Origin of the sequence: Paraburkholderia translucens, assembly GCF_020881035.1 — a bacterium.
Taxonomy (GTDB): Bacteria; Pseudomonadota; Gammaproteobacteria; order Burkholderiales; family Burkholderiaceae; genus Paraburkholderia; species Paraburkholderia translucens.
This window is the reverse complement of record NZ_JAJITC010000001.1, coordinates 64,130-83,210: the sequence shown is the minus strand read 5'-3', so window position 1 is coordinate 83,210 and position 19,081 is coordinate 64,130. Positions and strand designations below refer to the sequence as shown.

Here is a 19,081-nt window from a genome sequence, read left to right as displayed (position 1 = left end):
CACGCCGAGGCGGCTTACGACGGGTCAGGGCGTCGCCGGCGCCGTCGCACCGATGATGGCGAGCGCGTCGGCGCGCGACAGCCCGCCGCGCATCGCATCCGAGAGCCGTGCAGTCAGCGCTTCGCGCTCGCAGGCGAGTACCGCGTCGACGTTGCCGTCGCGCACGTATAGCGCGATGAACCGGTGATGATCGATATCGCCATCGATGAAGATCTCGTCCCACTCATCCGCGTGGCCGAGGTACTCGAAGTTCTTGCCGTAGTGATAGGTCCAGAAAAACGGCACATCGGCATAGCGATTGCGCGCGCCGCACATGTTCTGCGCGGCGATACGCGCATGCTGCTGCGCGACGCGCCAATGTTCGATACGCACCGGCTCCTGGTTCTCGTGCAGCGGGAACACGGCGATGTCGCCAGCCGCATACAGACCACATGCGGCTTGCATCCCCGCATTGACGATCACCCCGCCGTCCTTCTGCAACGGCAGTCCTTCGACGAAACCGGTGGCGGGCGCAACCCCCGTGCCGAGCAACACGACGTCGGCGGCGATGGCTTGCCCGCTGTCGAGCATCACCGTATGCACGTTGCCTTCCTCGCCCTCGAGCGAAGCGACCTTCGCGCCGGGATAAAACCTCACGCCGTGGCTTTCGTGCAGCGCGCGTAACATCCGGCCCGCGCGCTCGCCGAACTGCTTCGCGAACGGCACCTCGTCCCGCGAAATCACGCTGACGGGCACGCCGTGCTGGCGCAATGCGGACGCGACTTCGAGGCCGATGAAGCCGCTGCCGATGATCGCGACGCGGGTTTGCGACGCATCGTCGCCGAGCGCATCGACGAGCGCGCTGGCATCGTCGAGATGCCGCAGCACGAGCACGCCGCCGAGGTCGCAGCCGGGGATGTCGGGCACTCTCGGTACGCCGCCGGTCGCGAGCAGCGCGGTGTCGTATTTCAGCGGCTCGATGCTTTGGCCGCTGCCCCCCGCGCCGCTTTCGAAATGGATCGTGTGCGCGGGCACATCGAGCCGCGCGACCTTCGCAACGATCCGCTCGATGCCATGCGCGTGCGCCCAGTCGGGCGGCAGCAATGGCGGCACGTCGGCGGGCGCCATCTCGAACGACGGGACGAACTTGCTCAGCGACGTGCGATCGTAGGGCGCTTGCGCTTCGTCGCCGATCAGCGTAATGCGGCCCTCGAAGCCGCACTCGCGCAATGCGGCGCACGCGGCGGCGCCTGCCGCGCCCGCGCCGATCACGGCGTAGTGCTTCGGTTGAGCGGCGGCATCGCCAGGCGGCGTGGGCGCCGCCGGCTCGGGCCGCGCGATTTTTTCCGCCGACACCAGCACGTCGTCGCCGTCCAGCGTGACGGGATAGCGATCGAGCGGCAGCAGCGCGGGCGGCTCCAGCACGTCTCCCGTGGCGACATCGAACGTGCCCTTGTGCCATGGACAGATGATGCGGCCGTGGCACAGCGCGCCCTCTTCGAGGGGGCCTCCCGCATGCGGGCAATTCGCCGAATATGCGTGCACGGTGTCGCCATCACGCACGAGCAGGATCGGCGTGTCGTCGACACTCACGCGCACGGCGCGCTCGGCCGGTACTTCCGATAGCCGCGCGACGCGGCGGGCAGTCGTGGACATGGTGAGGCCTCGCGAAAGGAAGCGCTCACGCGGCGCGAGCGGCAACGGGGCGCGAGCGGCGACAGGGGTGGGCTTGCAATCAGGCAGTGATACGCAGCAATCGATGTGCCCGAAGGCGCGGGCCAAGTGCTGCCAATCCAATTGGGAAGATAGGCCGAGTTGCAGTAAATTTCGAGAAGGAACTTTCAGGGAGCGGGCGAGCGTGCAGCGTGCAGAACGTATCGCAGACGATGTGGCGATGCCGTCGCGCAACTTCGCGGCGACGCGGCGCATGCTGCTGATCGTGCTGGCCGTGTCGATTGCGTTGCCGTTGGCCTGCCTCGCGCTGTACGGCTACTTCGACTATCAGCGTCGTATCGCCGATGCGAGCGATATGATCGACCGCCTCGCGCGCGTGGCCGAGGAGCAGGCCGTCAAGGTGCTGGATTTGAACCGGCAGATGGCCTCGCGCGTGATCGAGCTGCTCGGCGATTCGGACGATGCGCAGATCCGCGCGCGCGAACGCGAACTGCACGAACGCCTGCGCAATATCGGCGGCGATTTTCCGCAGGTGGCGTCGATCGCGTTGGTCGGCGTGAAAGGCGAGCTGCTCGCGTCGAGTCTCGCCTATCCGGCTCCGGCAATGTCGATCGGTCGGCGCGACGACTTTCTTGCCGCGAAGGCGATGCGGCCGCAGCCGTATTTCTCGCTGCCTTTCTTTGGCACGCTGGCGAAGGCCGACGTGTTCACGACCGCGATCGGCCGCTCGAGTGCGGACGGGCAGTTTCTCGGTGTGGTCACAGTGGCGCTGCGCAACGCATACTTTTCGCGCTTCTACAGCGAGCTGACCAACGGTGACCCGTCGCTCGCGCTCGCGCTGTATCGGCAGGACGGCAATCTGCTGGTGCGCTATCCGCCTTGGCCGGCCGGCGCGCGCCCGTCCATGGACAACGCGTTGACGTCCGCAATGCGCGACAAACAGCTGTTTGGGCACGTGCGTCTGAATTTGAGCGTCGACGGCGTCGAGCGGCTGCTCGCGTTTCGCCGCGTCGGCGACTATCCGTTGTATGTGACGAGCGCGTACGCGACGTCGTCGATCGTGGCTGCCTGGCGCACCCACATCCTCATGATCGCGGCGTTGACCGCCTTGCCCTGCATCGCGATCTGGGGGTTAGTGCTGTATTCGCTGCGTCAGCTCGAAGCGGAGCGACGGGCGTGGGAGCGCTGGCAGGGCGAGGTCGCAATGCGGCTGTCGGCGGAGGCGTCGAGCCGGCAACTGCAGCGCATGGGTGCGCTCGGCAATCTGGTCGCCAACGTCGCGCACGATTTCAACAACCTGCTGATGGTGGTGTCGGCGAACACCGAGCTCGCGCGACTCAAGCATTTCAACGATCTCGAGAAGGAGGTGCTCGCGGTCGAGCGCGCCACCGCCAAGGCCGAAGCGCTGACGCGGCGTCTGTTGAGCGTCGCGCGCAAGCGGCCGCTGAAGCAGGAGCCTGTCGATCTCGCACGCTGGCTGACGGCCGCCGCGCCGCTGATCAACGCGGCGCTCGGCGACACGATCGAGCTGGAGCTGCGCGTCCAGGAGAATCTATGGCAGGTGTTCGCCGATCCGACCGATCTCGAGTTCGCGATCGTAAACGTCGCGATGAATGCGCGCGATGCAATGCCGCGCGGCGGCCACTTCGTGATCCGTTGCCAGAACAATCGGCTGGCGGGCAGCGATACGCTGTTGCCGGACGGCGAGTACGTGCTGATCGCCTGCTCCGACGACGGCGAGGGGATGTCTGACGCAGTCGCGCGGCGCGCGTTCGAGCCGTTCTTCACGACCAAGCTGCGCGGCTCGGGCACCGGCCTCGGGCTCGCGCAGGTGCTGTCGATCGCCGAGCAGGCGGGCGGCACCGCGAAGATCGACAGCGTGCCGGGCACTGGCACCACGGTGCGGCTCCTTCTGCCGCGCCATCGTGAGCGCGACGCACAGGCCGGCGCGGACGCGCGGCAGCCGGTGCCGACGGCGGCCGGGGCCGTACTGCTGGTCGAGGACAACGAGGACGTCGCGGCCGGCGTGACCGCGGTGCTCGAAACCTTCGGCTGCGAGGTGCGTCACGAGCCGACCGCCGACCAGGCGTTCGACGTGCTGAGCGCCGGCGAGCGCTTCGAGCTGGTGCTCTCTGATATCCAGATGCCGGGCAAGCTGAACGGTATCGACCTTGCGGAAAAGGTTCGCAGCGCGTGGCCGTCGCAGAAGATCGCGCTGATGACCGGTTACGCCGACGAACTCGAGCGCGCGCGGCGCCTCGGGATCGCGATTCTTGCAAAGCCTTTCGATATCGACGAACTGCATGCGCTGGTGGCTTGCGGGGCCTGAAGCCGCGGCGCCGTTTTGCGCGTCGCGTTTAGGGCGTTTTCCCAGCCGTGTTGTGCTGCGGCACAGCGCTTGCTGCACAGTGCGCGAGGTATCGGCGTGCGGCTACCATGAGCCCGCGTCCTTTCCACACTCTCGACAGCCAGGAGAAATCGCCATGAAGATCAGACACGCAATGCTCATTTCCGCCTTGCTCGCGGCTTCGTCTCTCGCAATGGCCGCAGGCGCGGGCGGCGGCGGAGGCGGCGGCCCGGCCGGCAACGATCCGAATACCAATGCCGCAACCTCGTCACGCGAGGGCGGCGACGCGGGGGCGACCGGCACGACCGGACAGTCGACCCAACACCACATGAAGAAGCATTCGAAGGCGAAGAAGCCCATGAACGACACGACGAACATGCCGGGCGCGGACGCGAGCAGCGACACGAAGGGGCAGTAAGCACCGCTTTTCGTGGCGGCAGGGCGGCTGGCGCCACGCGTCGGGCATTGTCCGGCGCGTTGGTTTCGGCCGTTCCCCCCGCCCGAATAACCTGCCGCCCGCGCGGCTTTAATCCTTCTCCATCGCCGCCTCATACTTGCCGAGCGCGGCCGCCCCATTCAAACGCGCGCGCTTGAGCAACGCCTGCTGCGCTTCCTTGACGTTTCCCGGCTGGCCGCGCCACGCCTGCAACGGCGGCTCCTGCAACGCGCGCCCGTACGAAAAGCTCAAATTCCAGGGCAGCGCACCGAGCCGGTTCATCGCATTGAGATTGACGGTCGCCTCTTCAGGCGATTGCCCGCCCGACAGAAACACGAGACCGGGCACCGCCGCCGGCACCGTCCGCTTCAGCACCCGCACGGTCGCCGCCGCGATATGCGCCGTGCTCGACTGCTGCTGATGCTCGGAGCCGGGCAGCACCATGCTCGGTTTCAGCAGGATATGTTCGAGCACCACGCGATGCCTATGCAGCGCATGAAACACCTCGTGCAACACGGCCTCGGTCACTTCGGCGCAACGCTCGATCGTATGATCGCCGTCCATCAGCACTTCGGGTTCGACGATCGGCACGATGCCGGCCTCCTGGCTGATCGCCGCGTAGCGCGCGAGCGAATCGGCATTCGCCTCTATGGCGAGCCGGCTCGGCAGGCTTGCCGTGATGTTGTAGACCGCGCGCCACTTCGCGAAGCGCGCCCCTAGCCGCTTGTAATCGACGAAGCGTTTGGCGAGGCCGTCGAGGCCTTCGGTTATTTCGTCACCCGGAGCGAGCGCGAGGGGCACCTTGCCGAGGTCGACCTTGATGCCGGGTACGACGCCGTTCGCGGCGGCCGCCTGCGGGAACGGCGTGCCGTCGTCGGCCTTCTGGCGAAGCGTTTCCTCGTAGAGGATCACGCCGCTCACGAACTCGCCGAGACCCGGTGTCGTCAGCAGCAGGTTGCGATAGGCGCGGCGGTTTTCCTCGGTCGATTCGAGGCCGATCGTCTTGAAGCGTTTGGCGATGGTCGGGCCGCTTTCGTCGGCGGCGAGAAGGCCCTTGCCGGGTTGAACCATCGCGTTGATTGTGACTTGCAGCTCGCTACGGGTGTCCATGAGGTGCGCTCCCTTTGGTAGGCTCCGTTCGATGCGGTGAGTGAAAGAGATGCCGGTGACGGATTCCTTCGCGTGACGGTGGATGAAACGGTGCGGCGTCAGTCGCCGAGCAGATGCAGCACGAGATCGCGAGGCTGCGCGTGGCGCCGATGTTCAAACAGATACAGCCCCTGCCAGGTGCCGAGCAGCATCCTTCCATGTTCGACAGGCACCGACAGTTGCACCTGCGTGAGCGCCGCGCGCAGATGCGCGGGCATGTCGTCGGGTCCTTCGGTGTCGTGCTCGTAGCGCTCGACGTCTTCGGGCGCGATGCTCTCGAAGTAGCGCTCCAGATCGCGCCGCACCGACGGGTCGGCGTTCTCCTGAATCAACAGAGACGCCGACGTGTGCCGGCAAAATACGGTGAGCAGACCCGTACGGATGTCCGTGTCATCGACGAAGCGGCGCGCGTCGTCGGTAAATTCGACGAGACCGCGGCCACGGGTCTGGACGCTCAGGTGATGGATGGCTTGGCGCATGTCGGATGGGTAGCGCGATGAGGTAGTGGATGACGGGCGCCTACGCGCGGCGCGAATCAGAGCGACGCGAATGCATCCTCGATATCCTCGGCGCTGCGTGGCCGCACCACGCGCGCGAGCTCGGCGCCGTCGCGCATCAGCACGAGCGTCGGCCACAGCTTGATCTTGAACGAACGGCCGAGCGGCCGGCCGGGGCCGTCCTCGATCTTCAGATGCCGCAGGCCCGCGTGGGGCGCGAGCGCTTGCCTGATCGTCGCCTGCGCGCCTTGGCAAATGCTGCACCAGTTGGTGCCGAACTCGACGATGGTAACGCCGGGCAGCGCGTCGAGCTCGGCGCGTGTCAACGCTTGCGGGGAATAAGCTGTCGGGGTGGTCATGCGGGCTCCGCGGCTGATTGGACGGTCGCGCGCGTCGTGCCGGCTGGTCGCGGCGTGTCGCGAGTGTATGTGCAAAGGGTAGCAGCTATGCCGCGGATCGTCAGCGAGGCGGTCGTGCGCTGCCGCGCGCGCAGTTTCGCCGCGATGTGTTAAAAAGCGGTGCGCGCGTGCCCGGCCGATCGACGCGTCGCGTCATTGCAAAGAACCTGGCAAAAATGAACCCGCGAATCTATTTGCAACATCCGCAATACAAGGAACCTGTCGCGGTTGCGACCGGCTTCAGCTGGGGGGCGTGTCTGCTCGGCTTCATCTGGGCGCTGTCGAAAAGAATGTGGTTCGCCGCGTTCGTGATGCTCGGCATCAACGTGATCCTGCTCGGCATCGGCCTGTGGGGCGAGACGGCCGATCTGATCGGATTCGCGCTGTCGATCGTGTTCGCGCTCGCCTGCGGCGTGTATGGCAACCGGTGGCATCGCTGGACGCTCGAACAGCGTGGCTACGTCGTGGTCTGATCGAAGATGAATTCAAGCGGTCATGGCGGCGTTTCATGCTCACTGCATGTAACGGTACGCATCCGCCCCGCACGGCGCCGCTCACGGATTTGGGACAACCCTTCGCGGGTTTGCGCGAGCCGCGCCACAGGTCGATAATGCCCCGGTCGTTCCGGCCCCGAACTCCCGGCGACTATCGTGCCTTGCTGCGGATTCATGCGCAACGAGGCCCGCTCCACTCCAGCCACCATCCCCGTGTTGAAAACTGCGCGATTTTTCGACCTGCTTCGCATTCCTGGCTTCAAGCCGCTTGCCGCCGCCACCCTCATGCTCGGTGTGGCGATGTCCTTCACCGCACCGTATCTGTCTTTGTTCGGCATCGAACGCGCCGGCATGACGCCGTTCCGGCTTGGCGTGTTCATGACTTCGATCGCCGCGAGCGGCGTGCTCGCGAGTACGCTCGCCGGGCGCTGGAGCGACAGGAGCGGGCAGCATCGGCCGTTGCTGCTCGCGACGCTGATCGCGGCCGCGCTCGGTTATCTGTGTCTGTGCGTGGTGCGCGATTACCGGCTGCTGCTGGTGGTCGGCATCGTCTTCATCGGCGCGGGCGGCTCGGCGATCTCGATGGTGTTTTCGTTCAGCCGCGCGGCGCTGCCGGTGCCGGACCCCGGCGAGCGCGCGTTCGCGAGCGCGACGCTGCGTACGATCCTGTCTGCCGCGTGGGTGTTCGGACCGTCGGTCGGCGCGCTGGTGCTCGCCGCCAGCAGTTTCGTGGGCTTGTTCCTGTTCGCGGCCACGAGCTTCGCGATCTGCGGCTTCATCGTCTGGCGCATGCGCGAGCCGCGCAGCCATCTCGGCGATCACACGGTCGAGGACACCGCGTCGGAGCCGTCCGCGTCGATCACGGTGCCGCCGCTGAGGCAGCCCAGCGAGGACGCGCGCGAAACACTGCCGAGCGCCTCGGCGAACGACATCTTGCGCTCGGTGACCGCGCTGACGCTGCTCGGCCTCGCCGCGAACGCGACGATGATCGTGCTGCCGCTTTACATCGTGCACGGGCTGAACGGCACACACCTCGATGTGTCGGTGATGCTCGGCCTCGGCGCGCTGACCGAAATCCCAATGATGCTCGCGCTCGGCGCGAAGTCGTCGTCGCTGCACAAACCGAACTGGCTGGCCGCGTGCGCCGCCGTGCATGCGGTGTACTTCGTCGCGATGTCGCTGGCAGGCACCGTCAACGTGCTGATCCCGATGCAGATGCTCAACGCGTTCGTGGTCGCCGTGACCTCGTGCCTCGGCATGACCTACGTGCAGGATCTGATGCCGCATTCGCCCGGCCGCGCGACCGCGCTGTTCTTCAATGCGGCGCGGGTCGGCTCGATCCTGTCGGGCGTGCTGTCGGGGCTGCTCGTGCAAGCGTTCAGCTATCGCGGCACGTTCCTGGTCTGCGGGCTGCTCGCGCTGGGCGCGCTGGTACTGTTCGCGGTGCCCGGCTATCGCTATCCGGTGATGTGGCGCGCGGTGAAGCGACTGGCGGCAGCGCAATACGCGAAGCTGGCCGCGCGACGCGGCGCGCGCGTGACGGAGCGTAGCGAATAGCGGGGGAGTCCGTCGCGCTCCCGTTCGTCCGTACGCGCCGCCCTTGGAGCCGCGCGGAACTCGCGAAACTTCGAACCGTACCCCGCCTCTGCAAAAAGAGGCGGCTCGGTTCGACCCCATCGGCGCAATTCTCGACACAGCGCCTATGCTTAAGGGCAGCCACGCACACGCAACACGGCGACCATAAAATCAGACGGCGCAACGCAGCATCTTCGGGAGCGAGCCATGCAGCTAGGGATGATTGGATTGGGACGGATGGGTGCCGACATGGTGCGGCGCCTGACGAGAGGCGCTCAGCAATGCATCGTGTATGACGTGCAGCCCGCGGCGGTCGACCGGCTGAAGCAGGAGGGCATAGCCGGCGCGAGTTCGCTCGAAGACCTCGTCGCGCAACTCGACAAGCCCCGCGCCGTGTGGCTGATGGTGCCCGCGGCGGTGGTCGACGCGACGCTCGACAAACTCGTGCCGCTGCTCGAACCGGGCGACATCGTGATCGACGGCGGCAACTCCTACTATCACGACGACATCCGCCGCAGCCAGCAACTCGGCGCGCGTCAGCTTCACTATGTGGACGTGGGCACGAGCGGCGGCGTGGCGGGGCGCGAACGCGGCTATTGTTTGATGATCGGGGGCGAGGCCGAAGTCGTGAAACGGCTCGAACCGATCTTCTCGACGCTCGCGCCGGGTGCGGGCGCGGCGAGCGCGACGCCGGGCCGCCCGGCGGGCGCGAGTACCGCCGAGCAGGGCTTTCTGCACTGCGGCCCCCAAGGCGCGGGGCACTTTGTCAAGATGGTCCATAACGGCATCGAGTACGGCCTGATGGCCGCGTATGCCGAGGGTCTGAACGTGCTGCGCCACGCCGACGCCGGTCAGCACGGGCGCGCAGCCGATGCCGAAACGTCGCCCCTGCGGCGTCCCGAGTTCTACCAGTACGATCTGAACCTGGCCGATATCACCGAGGTGTGGCGCCGCGGCAGCGTGATCGGCTCCTGGCTGCTCGATCTGATTGCCGGGTCGCTCGCCAGCGACACCGAATTGAAAGACTACACGGGCCGCGTGTCGGATTCGGGCGAGGGCCGCTGGACCCTCGCCGCGGCCATCGATGAAGGCGTGCCGACGCCCGTGCTCAGCGCGGCGTTGTTCGCGCGCTTCAGTTCGCGCGGCGAGGCCGATTTCGCGAACCGCGTGCTGTCCGCGATGCGGCACGATTTCGGCGGCCACGCGGAAAAACCGGCCGCGGCGGGCGGCGGCTGAAACAGGTCAGGCCAGCCGCGAGCCCAAGCCCGTTTTCACGCCGGTCCGGCGGTCCGGCGAATCGTCCCCGCGAACCGCCCTAAGGAGCTTCGATGCCACACACCACCGCCACGCCGCACGACGTCGTGTTTCTATTCGATTGCGACAACACGCTGCTCGACAATGATCACGTGTTGCAGGATCTGCGCGCGCATATGATGGGCCAGTTCGGCGAGGAGAACAGTGCGCGCTACTGGGAAATCTTCGAGAACCTGCGCGTCGAGCTTGGCTACGCCGACTACCTCGGCGCGCTGCAACGCTACCGGACCGAGCATCCACGCGACACGCGCCTGCTGTTGATGTCGTCGTTCCTGATCGGGTATCCGTTTGCGAACCGGCTCTATCCGGGAGCGCTCGACGCGCTGCGGCATGTCGGCCAATACGGGCCTACGGTGATCCTGTCCGATGGCGACGTCGTGTTCCAGCCGCGCAAGATTTCGCGCTCGGGTCTGTGGGACGAAGTCGGCGGGCGCGTGCTGATCTATATCCACAAGGAGTTGATGCTCGATCAGGTGATGGAGTGCTATCCGGCGCGCCATTACGTGATGGTCGACGACAAGCTGCGGATTCTGAGCGCGATGAAGAAGTCATGGGGCGCGCGGCTGACGACCGTGTTTCCGCGCCAGGGGCACTATGCCTTGGACCCGAAGGAAATCGCCAGCAATCCGCCCGCCGACGTGACAGTGGAGCGGATTGGCGAGTTGGCGGCGATCGACGTGGAAAGTCTGTTGCGTCGCGCGAGGGGCGATTAGCTCGCGGGCATACACATCGCGCGGCGCGAGCATCGGCACACGGGCAGCCACGCCGCTGCGCTAACCGTGGCCGAACAGCTTCACGAGCAGCCCGAATACGCCGACTGGCACGGCGATGCCCAGGCAAAGGAATACGAACGTCAGGACCAAAGTCTTGAGCACTTTGAGCGCACGGGGCGATGTCGACATGGCGGCCATTGATCCGGGACAAGGAACACGAAAGGGAAATTCCGCACCGGTGCTGCTGCAGCAGGCAGGCTTGGGCTGAACCGCGTCAGCCCATCCTCACGACAGTGCGGTCCGCGACGCCGGTCACGCCGAACAGCCGCGTCACGTCTTCGAGCATCGCGGCGCGCTGTGCTTCGCTCCGAAGCTCGCCCGACAGCGTGATGCGCCCCCGCGCGACTTTCACACGCACGGCGCCCGGCGGAACGGCCGCGTCCCACGCAAGGCGGCGCGCCGCTTCGGCTGCGATCTGCGTGTCGGTCAGGCGGCTGGATGCCACGGGTTCCCCCAGCAAACGCAATGCTGATCCGTTCACACTACCAGATGCGGCGGATTTTGGCCGCGTGAACGCTAGCCGGGAGAGGGCGGATTCCCCCCGCGCAGAACTTGCCACGTTTGTCATAATGCCCACCTGACAGAACGCGCCTTCTCCTGCGAACGGCGCGCGCATTCTCCACGAGACCTGGCCGCCCCATGAATACGACTCCTGACGCTCCTTCCCGACCCTCGCTGCGCGCGCTGACCGTGCTCGAAGGACGTGTTCTCGGCGTGCTCGTCGAGAAACAGCACACCGTGCCTGATAGTTATCCGTTGTCGCTGAACGCGCTGACGCTCGGCTGCAATCAGAAGACCGGCCGCTCGCCGGTGATGAACGCGAGCGAGGCCGAGGTGCTGACCGCGATCGACGGATTGAAACGCCTGAGCCTCGTGTTCGAAGGCAGCAGCAGCCGGGTGCCGCGCTTCGAGCACAACATGAATCGCGTGCTCGGCCTGCCGGCCCAGTCGATCGCACTGTTGACCACGCTGCTGTTGCGCGGCCCGCAAACGGCCGCCGAATTGCGCCTGAACAGCGCGCGCCTGCATGGATTCGCCGATATTTCGTCGGTCGAGGCGTTTCTCGATGAGCTTGCCGCGAGCGAGCCGCCACGCGTCATCCGGCTGCCGCGCATGGCGGGCGAGCGCGAGCCTCGCTGGATGCATCTGCTGTGCGGCGAGGTCAGCATCAACGAGACGGCCCAGTCCGCGGCCGCCTCCGACGACAGCGTGCCGCCGTCCGCATACGAGGCGCTGAAAGCGGAGCAGAAGCGTCTCGCCGACGAACTCACGCGGCTGCAGGCCGTCGTGCGGCGCATGGCAACAGAGTTGGGGATCAGCACGGACGATTTGTGATCGGCAGCCCGCTCGTTTACGTATCCCGCCGGCGTGGCCTGTCGACCCGCAGGTTGCGCTGCGTGCGATAGAAGATATGCGGCGGCACGTTCGGAGAGTCTTCGGCGAGCCGGTCGAGCTCGATGCGGATCGAGGTGAGGTAGTGCGCTTCGCGCGCATCGGCGTCGCCGGCAAACACCGCTTCGAGCCGCCGGCGCACCGCGCCATAGCGCGCACCGGCCGCGCGATGCTTCTCGGCACGCTCGGCATAGCGCAGGAACGTCTGCAGCGCGGCCGATAGCGCCGCCGCCACGCTGACGAGTCCAACGAAAATCCGCATCTCGGTCGATATCGGTGCCGCGCTCAGCGACGCGAACACCGCCGTGCCGACGAACGCGCTCAGCGCGGTCACGAGCCAGCCCATGCCGCGCTCGCGCGCCGACAGCAGGTCCGCCATGTCGTAATGGCTCATCTGCGATTCGCGCGCGCGGCGGATCCATTTCAACAGCAACTCGGTTTCATCGAGAGGCGGCTCGTAGGCGGGCAGGGGCGTCATCGCTCAGTGTTCGGCACGCGCGTCAGTCGTAGGAAAACGAACTGCCGAATTTTTCGATCCGCTCGAGCGCCATGCCCGAGCCGCGCACGACGCAGGTGAGCGGCCCTTCGGCGACGAACACCGGCAGACCCGTTTCTTCGGCCAGCAGGCGGTCCAGATCGCGCAGCAGCGCGCCGCCGCCCGCGAGCATGATGCCGCGCTCGGCGATGTCCGCGCCGAGTTCGGGCGGTGTCTGTTCGAGCGCGATCTTCACCGACGACACGATCTGGTTCAGCGGATCGGTCAGCGCTTCGAGGATCTCGTTGCTCGACACCGTAAAGCTGCGCGGAATGCCCTCGGACATGTTGCGGCCTTTCACTTCCATCTCCATGACCTCGGAGCCCGGAAAGGCGGAGCCGATTTCCTTCTTGATCGCCTCGGCTGTCTGCTCGCCGATCAGCATGCCGTAGTTGCGGCGGATGTAGTTGACGATCGCGTCGTCGAACTTGTCGCCGCCGACGCGCACCGAACCCTTGTAGACGATCCCGCCGAGCGAGACCACGCCGACCTCGGTCGTGCCGCCGCCGATATCGACGACCATCGAACCCGTCGCCTCCGACACCGGCAGGCCCGCGCCCGTCGCGGCGGCCATCGGTTCCTCGATCAGATAGACCTGCGAGGCGCCCGCGCTATGCGCGGCTTCCTTGATCGCGCGGCGCTCGACCTGGGTCGAGCCGCACGGCACGCAGATGATGATGCGCGGCGACGGTGCGAACAGCCGCGACTCGTGCGCCATCTGGATGAAGCGCTTGATCATCTGCTGGGTGATGTTGAAATCGGCGATCACGCCGTCTTTCATCGGGCGGATCGCTTCGATGTTGCCCGGCACCTTGCCGAGCATCTGCTTCGCTTCACGGCCGACGGCGAGAATGATCTTCTTGCCGTTCGGGCCGCCTTCCTGGCGGATCGACACGACCGAGGGCTCGTCGAGCACGATGCCCTTGCCGCGCATGTAGATCAGCGTGTTCGACGTGCCGAGGTCGATCGCGAGATCGTTTGAAAAGTAGCCGCGCAGAAAACCGAACATGCGTATTCCTGTCTTTGCGTAGTCGGGCGCGTGAGCGCCGCCCGGAGGCTGTCGGGGTCTGCCGCTTGCACGCGGCGCGCGGCAGGAGCGGCCGCGCGACAGAAAGAATAGCAGTTTATCGACGCGCGCGGCCGCGCGGCGGCAGGACTCTCCGCTATCTTTCGCTCGCTGGCCCGAGCCGCGCCGCGATCGTGCGGCACGCCGCCAGCAGCGGATCGATGTAAGCGATTTGCACATCGTCGCGATGGCGGAAGGTCGGTATGCTGATGCTCACGCAGCCGACCGCCCGGCCGTCCGCGCCGCGAATCGCCGCGCCGTAGCAGCAGATCGATGCTTCGTTCTCCTCGCGATCCTGCGCGTGGCCGCGTTGCGCGGTCGCCTCGAGTTCCCGGCGCACGGCGTCGAGATCGGTCAATGTGTGCTCGGTGAAACGTTCGAGCGGCGCGTCCTTCAGCAGCGCCTCGCGCTCGGACTCCGTGAGCGTCGCCAGATACGCCTTGCCGACCGAACTCGACGTCAACGACACCCGCGTGCCGATGCGCGAGGCCATGCGCACCGCGTGCGGGCTCTCCAGCTTCTCGATGTAGACCATCTGGCCCTGGCTCGGCACCGCGAGGTGAATCGTCTCCGAGGTGAAGTCGCGCAGTTCCTGCAAGACGTCGACGGCCGCGAGCCGCAGGTCCGAACGCTCCCAGCTATGACTGGCGAGATTGATCAGCCGAGGCCCAAGGCCAAAGGTGCTGCCGCCACCGGTTGCGACGATCAGCCCTTCGGCTTGTAACGCGGCAACGATGCGATGCACGGTCGGGCGCGGATAACCGCTCGCCGCGCTCAGCTTCGCGACGTTGGGCGGCGTTTGCGCATCGGCGATTAGTTGCAGTACCGCGATGAACTTCGAGAATGCGGCGGCGCCAGCGACGGCCTTGTTGCCGGTTTTATGATCGGTGTGCCCGACACCAACAGCGCGAGCGCGAGAAGCGGGTTTGGAAGCGGAACTCGACATCACATGGAGGCAGCGGAGGGGGTACGCAATTATGCCTTCACGCGGCTCGATCACGCGACGAGATACCCGCCGTCGACCGGCACGATCGCGCCCGTCATGAACGATGCCGCCGGCGTGCACAGAAACACCGCGACTTGCGCGACTTCCTCGGGCGTACCCCAGCGGCGCAGGGGCGTGCGCTTCAGAATCGCCTGCGAGCGGTCATCGTCATCCTGCAACGCCTGCGTGAGCGGCGTCGCGATCCAGCCCGGGGCGATCGCATTGACACGAACACCGTCGGCCGCGTACGCGAGCGCGAGCGACTTCGTCAACTGCGCGACCGCGCCCTTGCTCGCGCTATACGCCGGCACCAGACCACCGCCGAAAAAACTCAGCATCGACGCCGTATTAACGATGCAGCCCGCTGACGCCTTCAGCAAGGAACGCGCGGCCGCACACACGCGCATCGTGCCGTTCAGGTTGATATCCATCACGCGTTCGAACACGTCGAGCCGGTGCTCTTCGGCGCGGCTGATCACGCCCGCGCAGTTGACCACGATGTCGAGACGCTCGAACGCGCTCACCGCGGCGGTGACAGCGTCGCCCGAACGCACATCGAGCACGACGCGCGGGATCTCGCGATTCAGCGTATCAGGCGCGCCCTCGGGCAGCGGCAGGCCAGCCGCCACCGTGTGCGCGCCGAGTTGCGCGAGCGCGTTGGCGATCGCCGCGCCGATCCCGGACCAGCCGCCGGTCACGAGCGCGGCCTTGCCTTCGAGTAGCTGGTTCTGGAATGTCATGGGGGAAACCGCATCAGGTGGGTTGAGGCTCGACCGAACTCGCGAGCGGCGCGGGCGCCACTTCCTTGACGACGAACAGATAGACGAGCGCCGCCGCGAACGCGACGGCGGCGCTGATCAGGAGCGCGTCGACGAACGAATGCGTCTGATCGACCACGATGCCGGTGATGACCGGCGCGAACGAGCCGCCCAGATAGCCGCCGAAGTTCTGCATGCTGCCGAGCGACGCCACCAGGTGCCGAGGCGCGGCGACGCTGACGAGCGCCCACGCACTGCCGCTGGAGAGGTTCACGAACAGCATCGCGAGCGACACATAGACGATCGCGAGCGTCGTGCTCGGCGTATAGGCGGCCGGCACCGTGAACGCGGCCGCACCGACGAGGCCGACACACAGCGGCCACTTGCGGCTGCGGATCGGCGCCATGCCGCGCTTGAACAGATAGTCGGCGATCAGGCCGCTGCTCGCCATGCCGATCGTACCGAACACATACGGAATCGCGACGACCCAGCCGGTATGCGCGATGCTCAGATGACGCTCGCGCTCCAGGTAGCCGGGCAGCCAGGTCAGATAGAGCCACACCATGTAGATCACGCCCATGAAGCCGAAAATCATGCCCCACGTGTTACGCAGCTTGAACAGCGCGCCCCATTCGGACAAGCTCAAGCCCGGCGGGTTTTCCTGGGTGGTCGCGCCTTCGTTCAGATGCGCGGTTTCTTCCGCGCTCAGCGCGATTTCGCTGCGATTGCGGTAAACGACGTACCAGGCGAGCGCGACGGCGATGCCGATCACGCCCATGATCACGAACATCGTGCGCCAGCCGAAGGAAAGCATCAGCACCGTGAGCAGCGGCGGCGCGATCATCGGCGCGATGGTCGATGACGAGATGAACGTGCCGATCGGCGTGCCGCGCTCGCGTACCGCGAACCATTCGCTGACGACCTTTGCGCCGGCCGGAAACAGCGGCGCCTCGGCGATGCCGAGCACGACGCGCGCGCTCAGAAACTGATTGAGCGTCTGGATGAAGCCGCCCGCAACTTGCGCGATCGACCATACGAGCATGCCGAACCCGAGCATCACGCGCGAACCGAAGCGGTCGAGCAGCGCGCCGACCGGCAACTGCGCGAACGCGTACGACAGGGAGAAAGCGGACAGCAGAAGCCCCATCTGCGAAGCCGATAGATGCAATTCCTCGCTGACGAGATGATTCGCGATCGACAACGTGCTGCGGTCGAGATAGTTGACGATGCCCGCGACCGTCAGGAAGACGACGGCGACCACCTGGATACGTTTCAGACGCTGCGACTTCTGAAGCATGTTTTGTCTCCTGCGCAATGTGTCCTGCTGGTGTGGGAATGGTGCTGCCGTGCCTCTCGGTATTGCGGTGTTGCCGCTGTTGTTTTGCGGGGCCGGTTGCGGCCTTTTACCGGATGAACTGCTCGACGTAGTCTTCGCCCAGGCCGACCGCCACGTAGTGCTTGCGGCACATGTCGATCTTCGTGAAGACATCTTCGTAGCCGGTGTAGTTGCCGTAGGGATCGCAATAGAACATCACGCCGTTGACCTGAAAGTACGTGATCATTTCCTCGACGTCTTCGGGCACGTACAACGTATGCGTTTCGCCGGGCGGTTCGTAGACGTAGCTGCCTTCGGTTGCGACCCAGTCATGCTCGAGATAGCGCCAGCGGCCCTTGAGCACCATGCCATGCACGCCTTGCGGATGACGGTGCCGGCTCAGCACGCCCGAGCGGCGCACGCGCAGCAGATTCATCCAGTATCCCTGCGACACATTCAGGCATAGCGGGCGGAACGACACGTTTTCGGCCTGTGGAACCCACAGGCGCTCGTCGGCCGGAATCGCGCAGGGCACCACGATTTCCTTTTGCGCTTCCTTGGGGAACGGCAACTGGTACGGCGTCAGGTCGGGTTGATCGGCCGCGGGCATGGGAAATTCCTCGCATAATTGTGCTGAAAAAAACCGAATGTCCACATTGTGGATTTTGAGTCCACCATATGGTTATTATCGGAACCGGGTTCGGTGAGGTCAATCCTGGGGAAATTACGGGTCGCGACTCATCCGCAGATCGCGCGAAAGATGCGCGTGCACCGGTCGCCGCGTCCGCGCCCGACACGCGGATAGCCCGTCAATCAAGGCTCGCGCGCTTGTCCTGATCGAACACCATCTTTAAGCCTGCTTTAAGTGGAGGCCACTACATTACGCACCCATCACGTAACCATCGGCAACACCATAGGACTATGACCACGAAAAACTATTGGCGCGGTAGCGCTGCGATCTGCGTTGCACTCGCAATCGGTGGTGCGTACGCGCTCAGCCATCGCAATGCCGATGCGTCCGTGAACGACGCGCAGGGCCCGGCGTCGGCACTGCGCGCGACGGCGGATATCGCCGGCTCGCGCTCGTCGGCGCCGGACTTCTCCGGCATCGTGTCGCGCTATGGCCCGGCGGTCGTGCATATCGGCGTGAAAGAAGCCGCCTCCATCGATGAAAACGGTCAGCGCAAGAGCGGCGGCGAAGCACTCGGCTCGGGCTTCATCATCAGCCAGGACGGTTACATCCTGACCAACAATCACGTCGTCGACGGCGCGACCAGCGTGAGTGTGAAGCTCACCGACGGCCGCGAATTCCGCGCCCGCGTGATCGGCAAGGACAAGGCCAGCGACGTGGCCGTCGTGAAGATCGACGCGACGAATCTGCCGACCGTGAAGATCGGCAATCCGGACAACAGCAAGGTCGGCGAATGGGTCGTGGCGATCGGTTCGCCGTACGGCTTCGACAGCACGGTGACCTCGGGCATCATCAGCGCGAAATCGCGCTCGATGTCCGACGACAGCCCGATCCCGTTCATCCAGACCGACGTGCCGGTCAACCCGGGCAACTCGGGTGGTCCGCTGTTCAACCTGAACGGCGAAGTGATCGGCATCAACTCGATGATCTACTCGCGCACCGGCGGCTTCCAGGGCCTGTCGTTCGCGATTCCGATCGACGCGGCGATGCATGTGAAAGATCAGCTCGTGCGCACGGGCCACGTGAGCCGAGGCCGCATCGGCGTGGGCGTGCAGCCGCTCAGCGCCGACAAGGCGAAGGCGCTCGGCCTCGATTCGACGGGCGGCGCACTGGTCGGCTCGGTCGATCCGAGCGGCCCCGCGCAAGCGGCCGGTCTGCGCCAGGGTGACGTGATCGTCGGCGTGAACGGTAAGCACATCAACAATACGGCCGAACTGGTCGGGCAGGTCGCGCAGCTCTCGCCGGGCAGTGAAGCGACGATCAGCGTGTGGCGTAACGGCGGCGAGCGCAAGCTGACGGTGACGGTGGGCGGCCAGCAAGCGTCGGATTTGGCCTCGGCTGAACCGCGTGAACAGCAGCAGGAACAGCCGCAGCAGCAAAACCGACCGCGTCTCGGCGTCGCCGTGCGTCCGTTGACCGAGGACGAGCAGCAGGAAGCGCAGTTGCCGGGCGGCGTGGTGGTGCAGCAGGCCACCGGTCCGGCCGCCGAAGCCGGCATTCAGGCAGGCGACATCATCGTTGCCGTCGACGGCAAGGTGGTTCGCGGCGTCGAGCAGCTGCGCCGCATGATCGCCCAGGCGGACGACAGCGTGTCCGTCACCGTGGTGCGCGATGGTGCGCAAGCGTCGGTCAACGTGACGCTTGGCTGATGAGTTGAGCCCGCCGGTGCAATGCCGGCGGCCGGCACGGCGCGCTGATGTAGC

General features: G+C 66.0%; 20 protein-coding genes. 8 read left to right on the top strand and 12 right to left on the bottom strand.

Features of this window, described 5'->3' with window-relative positions; translation table 11 throughout:
• Positions 1-24 precede the first annotated feature (24 nt).
• Positions 25-1,635: an FAD-dependent oxidoreductase gene (locus tag LJ655_RS00340; RefSeq protein WP_230559275.1), complete on the bottom strand. Its 1,611-nt coding sequence runs from the start codon at positions 1,633-1,635 to the stop codon at positions 25-27.
• A 202-nt stretch (positions 1,636-1,837) separates the two neighbouring features.
• Between LJ655_RS00340 and LJ655_RS00335 the strand changes: the two genes are divergently transcribed.
• Complete coding sequence (locus tag LJ655_RS00335; RefSeq protein WP_230559274.1) at positions 1,838-3,982, top strand: hybrid sensor histidine kinase/response regulator; 2,145 nt, start codon at positions 1,838-1,840, stop codon at positions 3,980-3,982.
• Between the two features lie 154 nt (positions 3,983-4,136).
• The gene (locus LJ655_RS00330) at positions 4,137-4,418 is read left to right on the top strand and encodes a hypothetical protein (RefSeq protein ID WP_230559273.1); all 282 of its coding nucleotides are present in this window, start codon (positions 4,137-4,139) and stop codon (positions 4,416-4,418) included.
• A 108-nt stretch (positions 4,419-4,526) separates the two neighbouring features.
• On the opposite strand, the gene LJ655_RS00325 is transcribed toward LJ655_RS00330, so the two are convergent.
• The 3 genes from LJ655_RS00325 to LJ655_RS00315 all read right to left on the bottom strand — a co-directional run bounded on the left by LJ655_RS00325 (position 4,527) and on the right by LJ655_RS00315 (position 6,441).
• Positions 4,527-5,546, bottom strand: coding sequence for a class I fructose-bisphosphate aldolase (locus tag LJ655_RS00325; RefSeq protein ID WP_230559272.1), 1,020 nt, complete (start codon positions 5,544-5,546; stop codon positions 4,527-4,529).
• 98 nt (positions 5,547-5,644) lie between these two features.
• A complete protein-coding gene (locus LJ655_RS00320; RefSeq protein ID WP_230559271.1) occupies positions 5,645-6,064 on the bottom strand; it encodes a secondary thiamine-phosphate synthase enzyme YjbQ in 420 nt (139 codons plus the stop codon).
• A gap of 56 nt (positions 6,065-6,120) precedes the next feature.
• Positions 6,121-6,441: a thioredoxin family protein gene (locus tag LJ655_RS00315; RefSeq protein WP_230559270.1), complete on the bottom strand. Its 321-nt coding sequence runs from the start codon at positions 6,439-6,441 to the stop codon at positions 6,121-6,123.
• Between the two features lie 215 nt (positions 6,442-6,656).
• On the opposite strand from LJ655_RS00315, the gene LJ655_RS00310 reads away from it, so the two are divergent.
• From LJ655_RS00310 to LJ655_RS00295, 4 genes are all read left to right on the top strand, one after another.
• On the top strand, positions 6,657-6,953 hold the full coding sequence (locus LJ655_RS00310) for a DUF2628 domain-containing protein (protein WP_230559269.1): 297 nt from the start codon (positions 6,657-6,659) through the stop codon (positions 6,951-6,953).
• 234 nt (positions 6,954-7,187) lie between these two features.
• Positions 7,188-8,531 (top strand): sugar efflux transporter, encoded by a 1,344-nt coding sequence (locus LJ655_RS00305; RefSeq protein ID WP_230559268.1) that lies wholly within the window; start codon positions 7,188-7,190, stop codon positions 8,529-8,531.
• 225 nt (positions 8,532-8,756) lie between these two features.
• A complete protein-coding gene (gene gnd, locus LJ655_RS00300; protein ID WP_230559267.1) occupies positions 8,757-9,785 on the top strand; it encodes a phosphogluconate dehydrogenase (NAD(+)-dependent, decarboxylating) in 1,029 nt (342 codons plus the stop codon).
• A gap of 92 nt (positions 9,786-9,877) precedes the next feature.
• Positions 9,878-10,576, top strand: coding sequence for an HAD family hydrolase (locus LJ655_RS00295; RefSeq protein ID WP_230559266.1), 699 nt, complete (start codon positions 9,878-9,880; stop codon positions 10,574-10,576).
• A gap of 60 nt (positions 10,577-10,636) precedes the next feature.
• Here LJ655_RS00295 and LJ655_RS30035 read toward each other — a convergent pair whose 3' ends face one another.
• Entirely contained in the window at positions 10,637-10,765 is a 129-nt protein-coding gene (locus LJ655_RS30035) for a hypothetical protein (RefSeq protein WP_268991284.1), read from the bottom strand.
• 85 nt (positions 10,766-10,850) lie between these two features.
• The gene (locus LJ655_RS00290; protein WP_230559265.1) at positions 10,851-11,081 is read right to left on the bottom strand and encodes a BON domain-containing protein; all 231 of its coding nucleotides are present in this window, start codon (positions 11,079-11,081) and stop codon (positions 10,851-10,853) included.
• 194 nt (positions 11,082-11,275) lie between these two features.
• Between LJ655_RS00290 and LJ655_RS00285 the strand changes: the two genes are divergently transcribed.
• On the top strand, positions 11,276-11,971 hold the full coding sequence (locus tag LJ655_RS00285) for a YceH family protein (RefSeq protein ID WP_230559264.1): 696 nt from the start codon (positions 11,276-11,278) through the stop codon (positions 11,969-11,971).
• 16 nt (positions 11,972-11,987) lie between these two features.
• Here LJ655_RS00285 and LJ655_RS00280 read toward each other — a convergent pair whose 3' ends face one another.
• The 6 genes from LJ655_RS00280 to LJ655_RS00255 all read right to left on the bottom strand — a co-directional run bounded on the left by LJ655_RS00280 (position 11,988) and on the right by LJ655_RS00255 (position 17,297).
• Positions 11,988-12,506: an SLATT domain-containing protein gene (locus LJ655_RS00280; RefSeq protein ID WP_230559263.1), complete on the bottom strand. Its 519-nt coding sequence runs from the start codon at positions 12,504-12,506 to the stop codon at positions 11,988-11,990.
• Positions 12,507-12,528: 22 nt separating this feature from the next.
• Complete coding sequence (locus LJ655_RS00275) at positions 12,529-13,572, bottom strand: rod shape-determining protein (RefSeq protein WP_230559262.1); 1,044 nt, start codon at positions 13,570-13,572, stop codon at positions 12,529-12,531.
• Between the two features lie 154 nt (positions 13,573-13,726).
• Entirely contained in the window at positions 13,727-14,575 is an 849-nt protein-coding gene (locus LJ655_RS00270; protein ID WP_230559261.1) for an IclR family transcriptional regulator, read from the bottom strand.
• A 50-nt stretch (positions 14,576-14,625) separates the two neighbouring features.
• Complete coding sequence (locus tag LJ655_RS00265; protein WP_230559260.1) at positions 14,626-15,354, bottom strand: SDR family NAD(P)-dependent oxidoreductase; 729 nt, start codon at positions 15,352-15,354, stop codon at positions 14,626-14,628.
• 13 nt (positions 15,355-15,367) lie between these two features.
• On the bottom strand, positions 15,368-16,669 hold the full coding sequence (locus tag LJ655_RS00260) for an MFS transporter (RefSeq protein WP_230559259.1): 1,302 nt from the start codon (positions 16,667-16,669) through the stop codon (positions 15,368-15,370).
• Between the two features lie 106 nt (positions 16,670-16,775).
• Positions 16,776-17,297, bottom strand: coding sequence for a 2,4'-dihydroxyacetophenone dioxygenase family protein (locus tag LJ655_RS00255; protein WP_230559258.1), 522 nt, complete (start codon positions 17,295-17,297; stop codon positions 16,776-16,778).
• A gap of 311 nt (positions 17,298-17,608) precedes the next feature.
• Between LJ655_RS00255 and LJ655_RS00250 the strand changes: the two genes are divergently transcribed.
• Entirely contained in the window at positions 17,609-19,027 is a 1,419-nt protein-coding gene (locus LJ655_RS00250; protein ID WP_230559257.1) for a trypsin-like peptidase domain-containing protein, read from the top strand.
• The last annotated feature ends 54 nt before the right edge of the window (positions 19,028-19,081 follow it).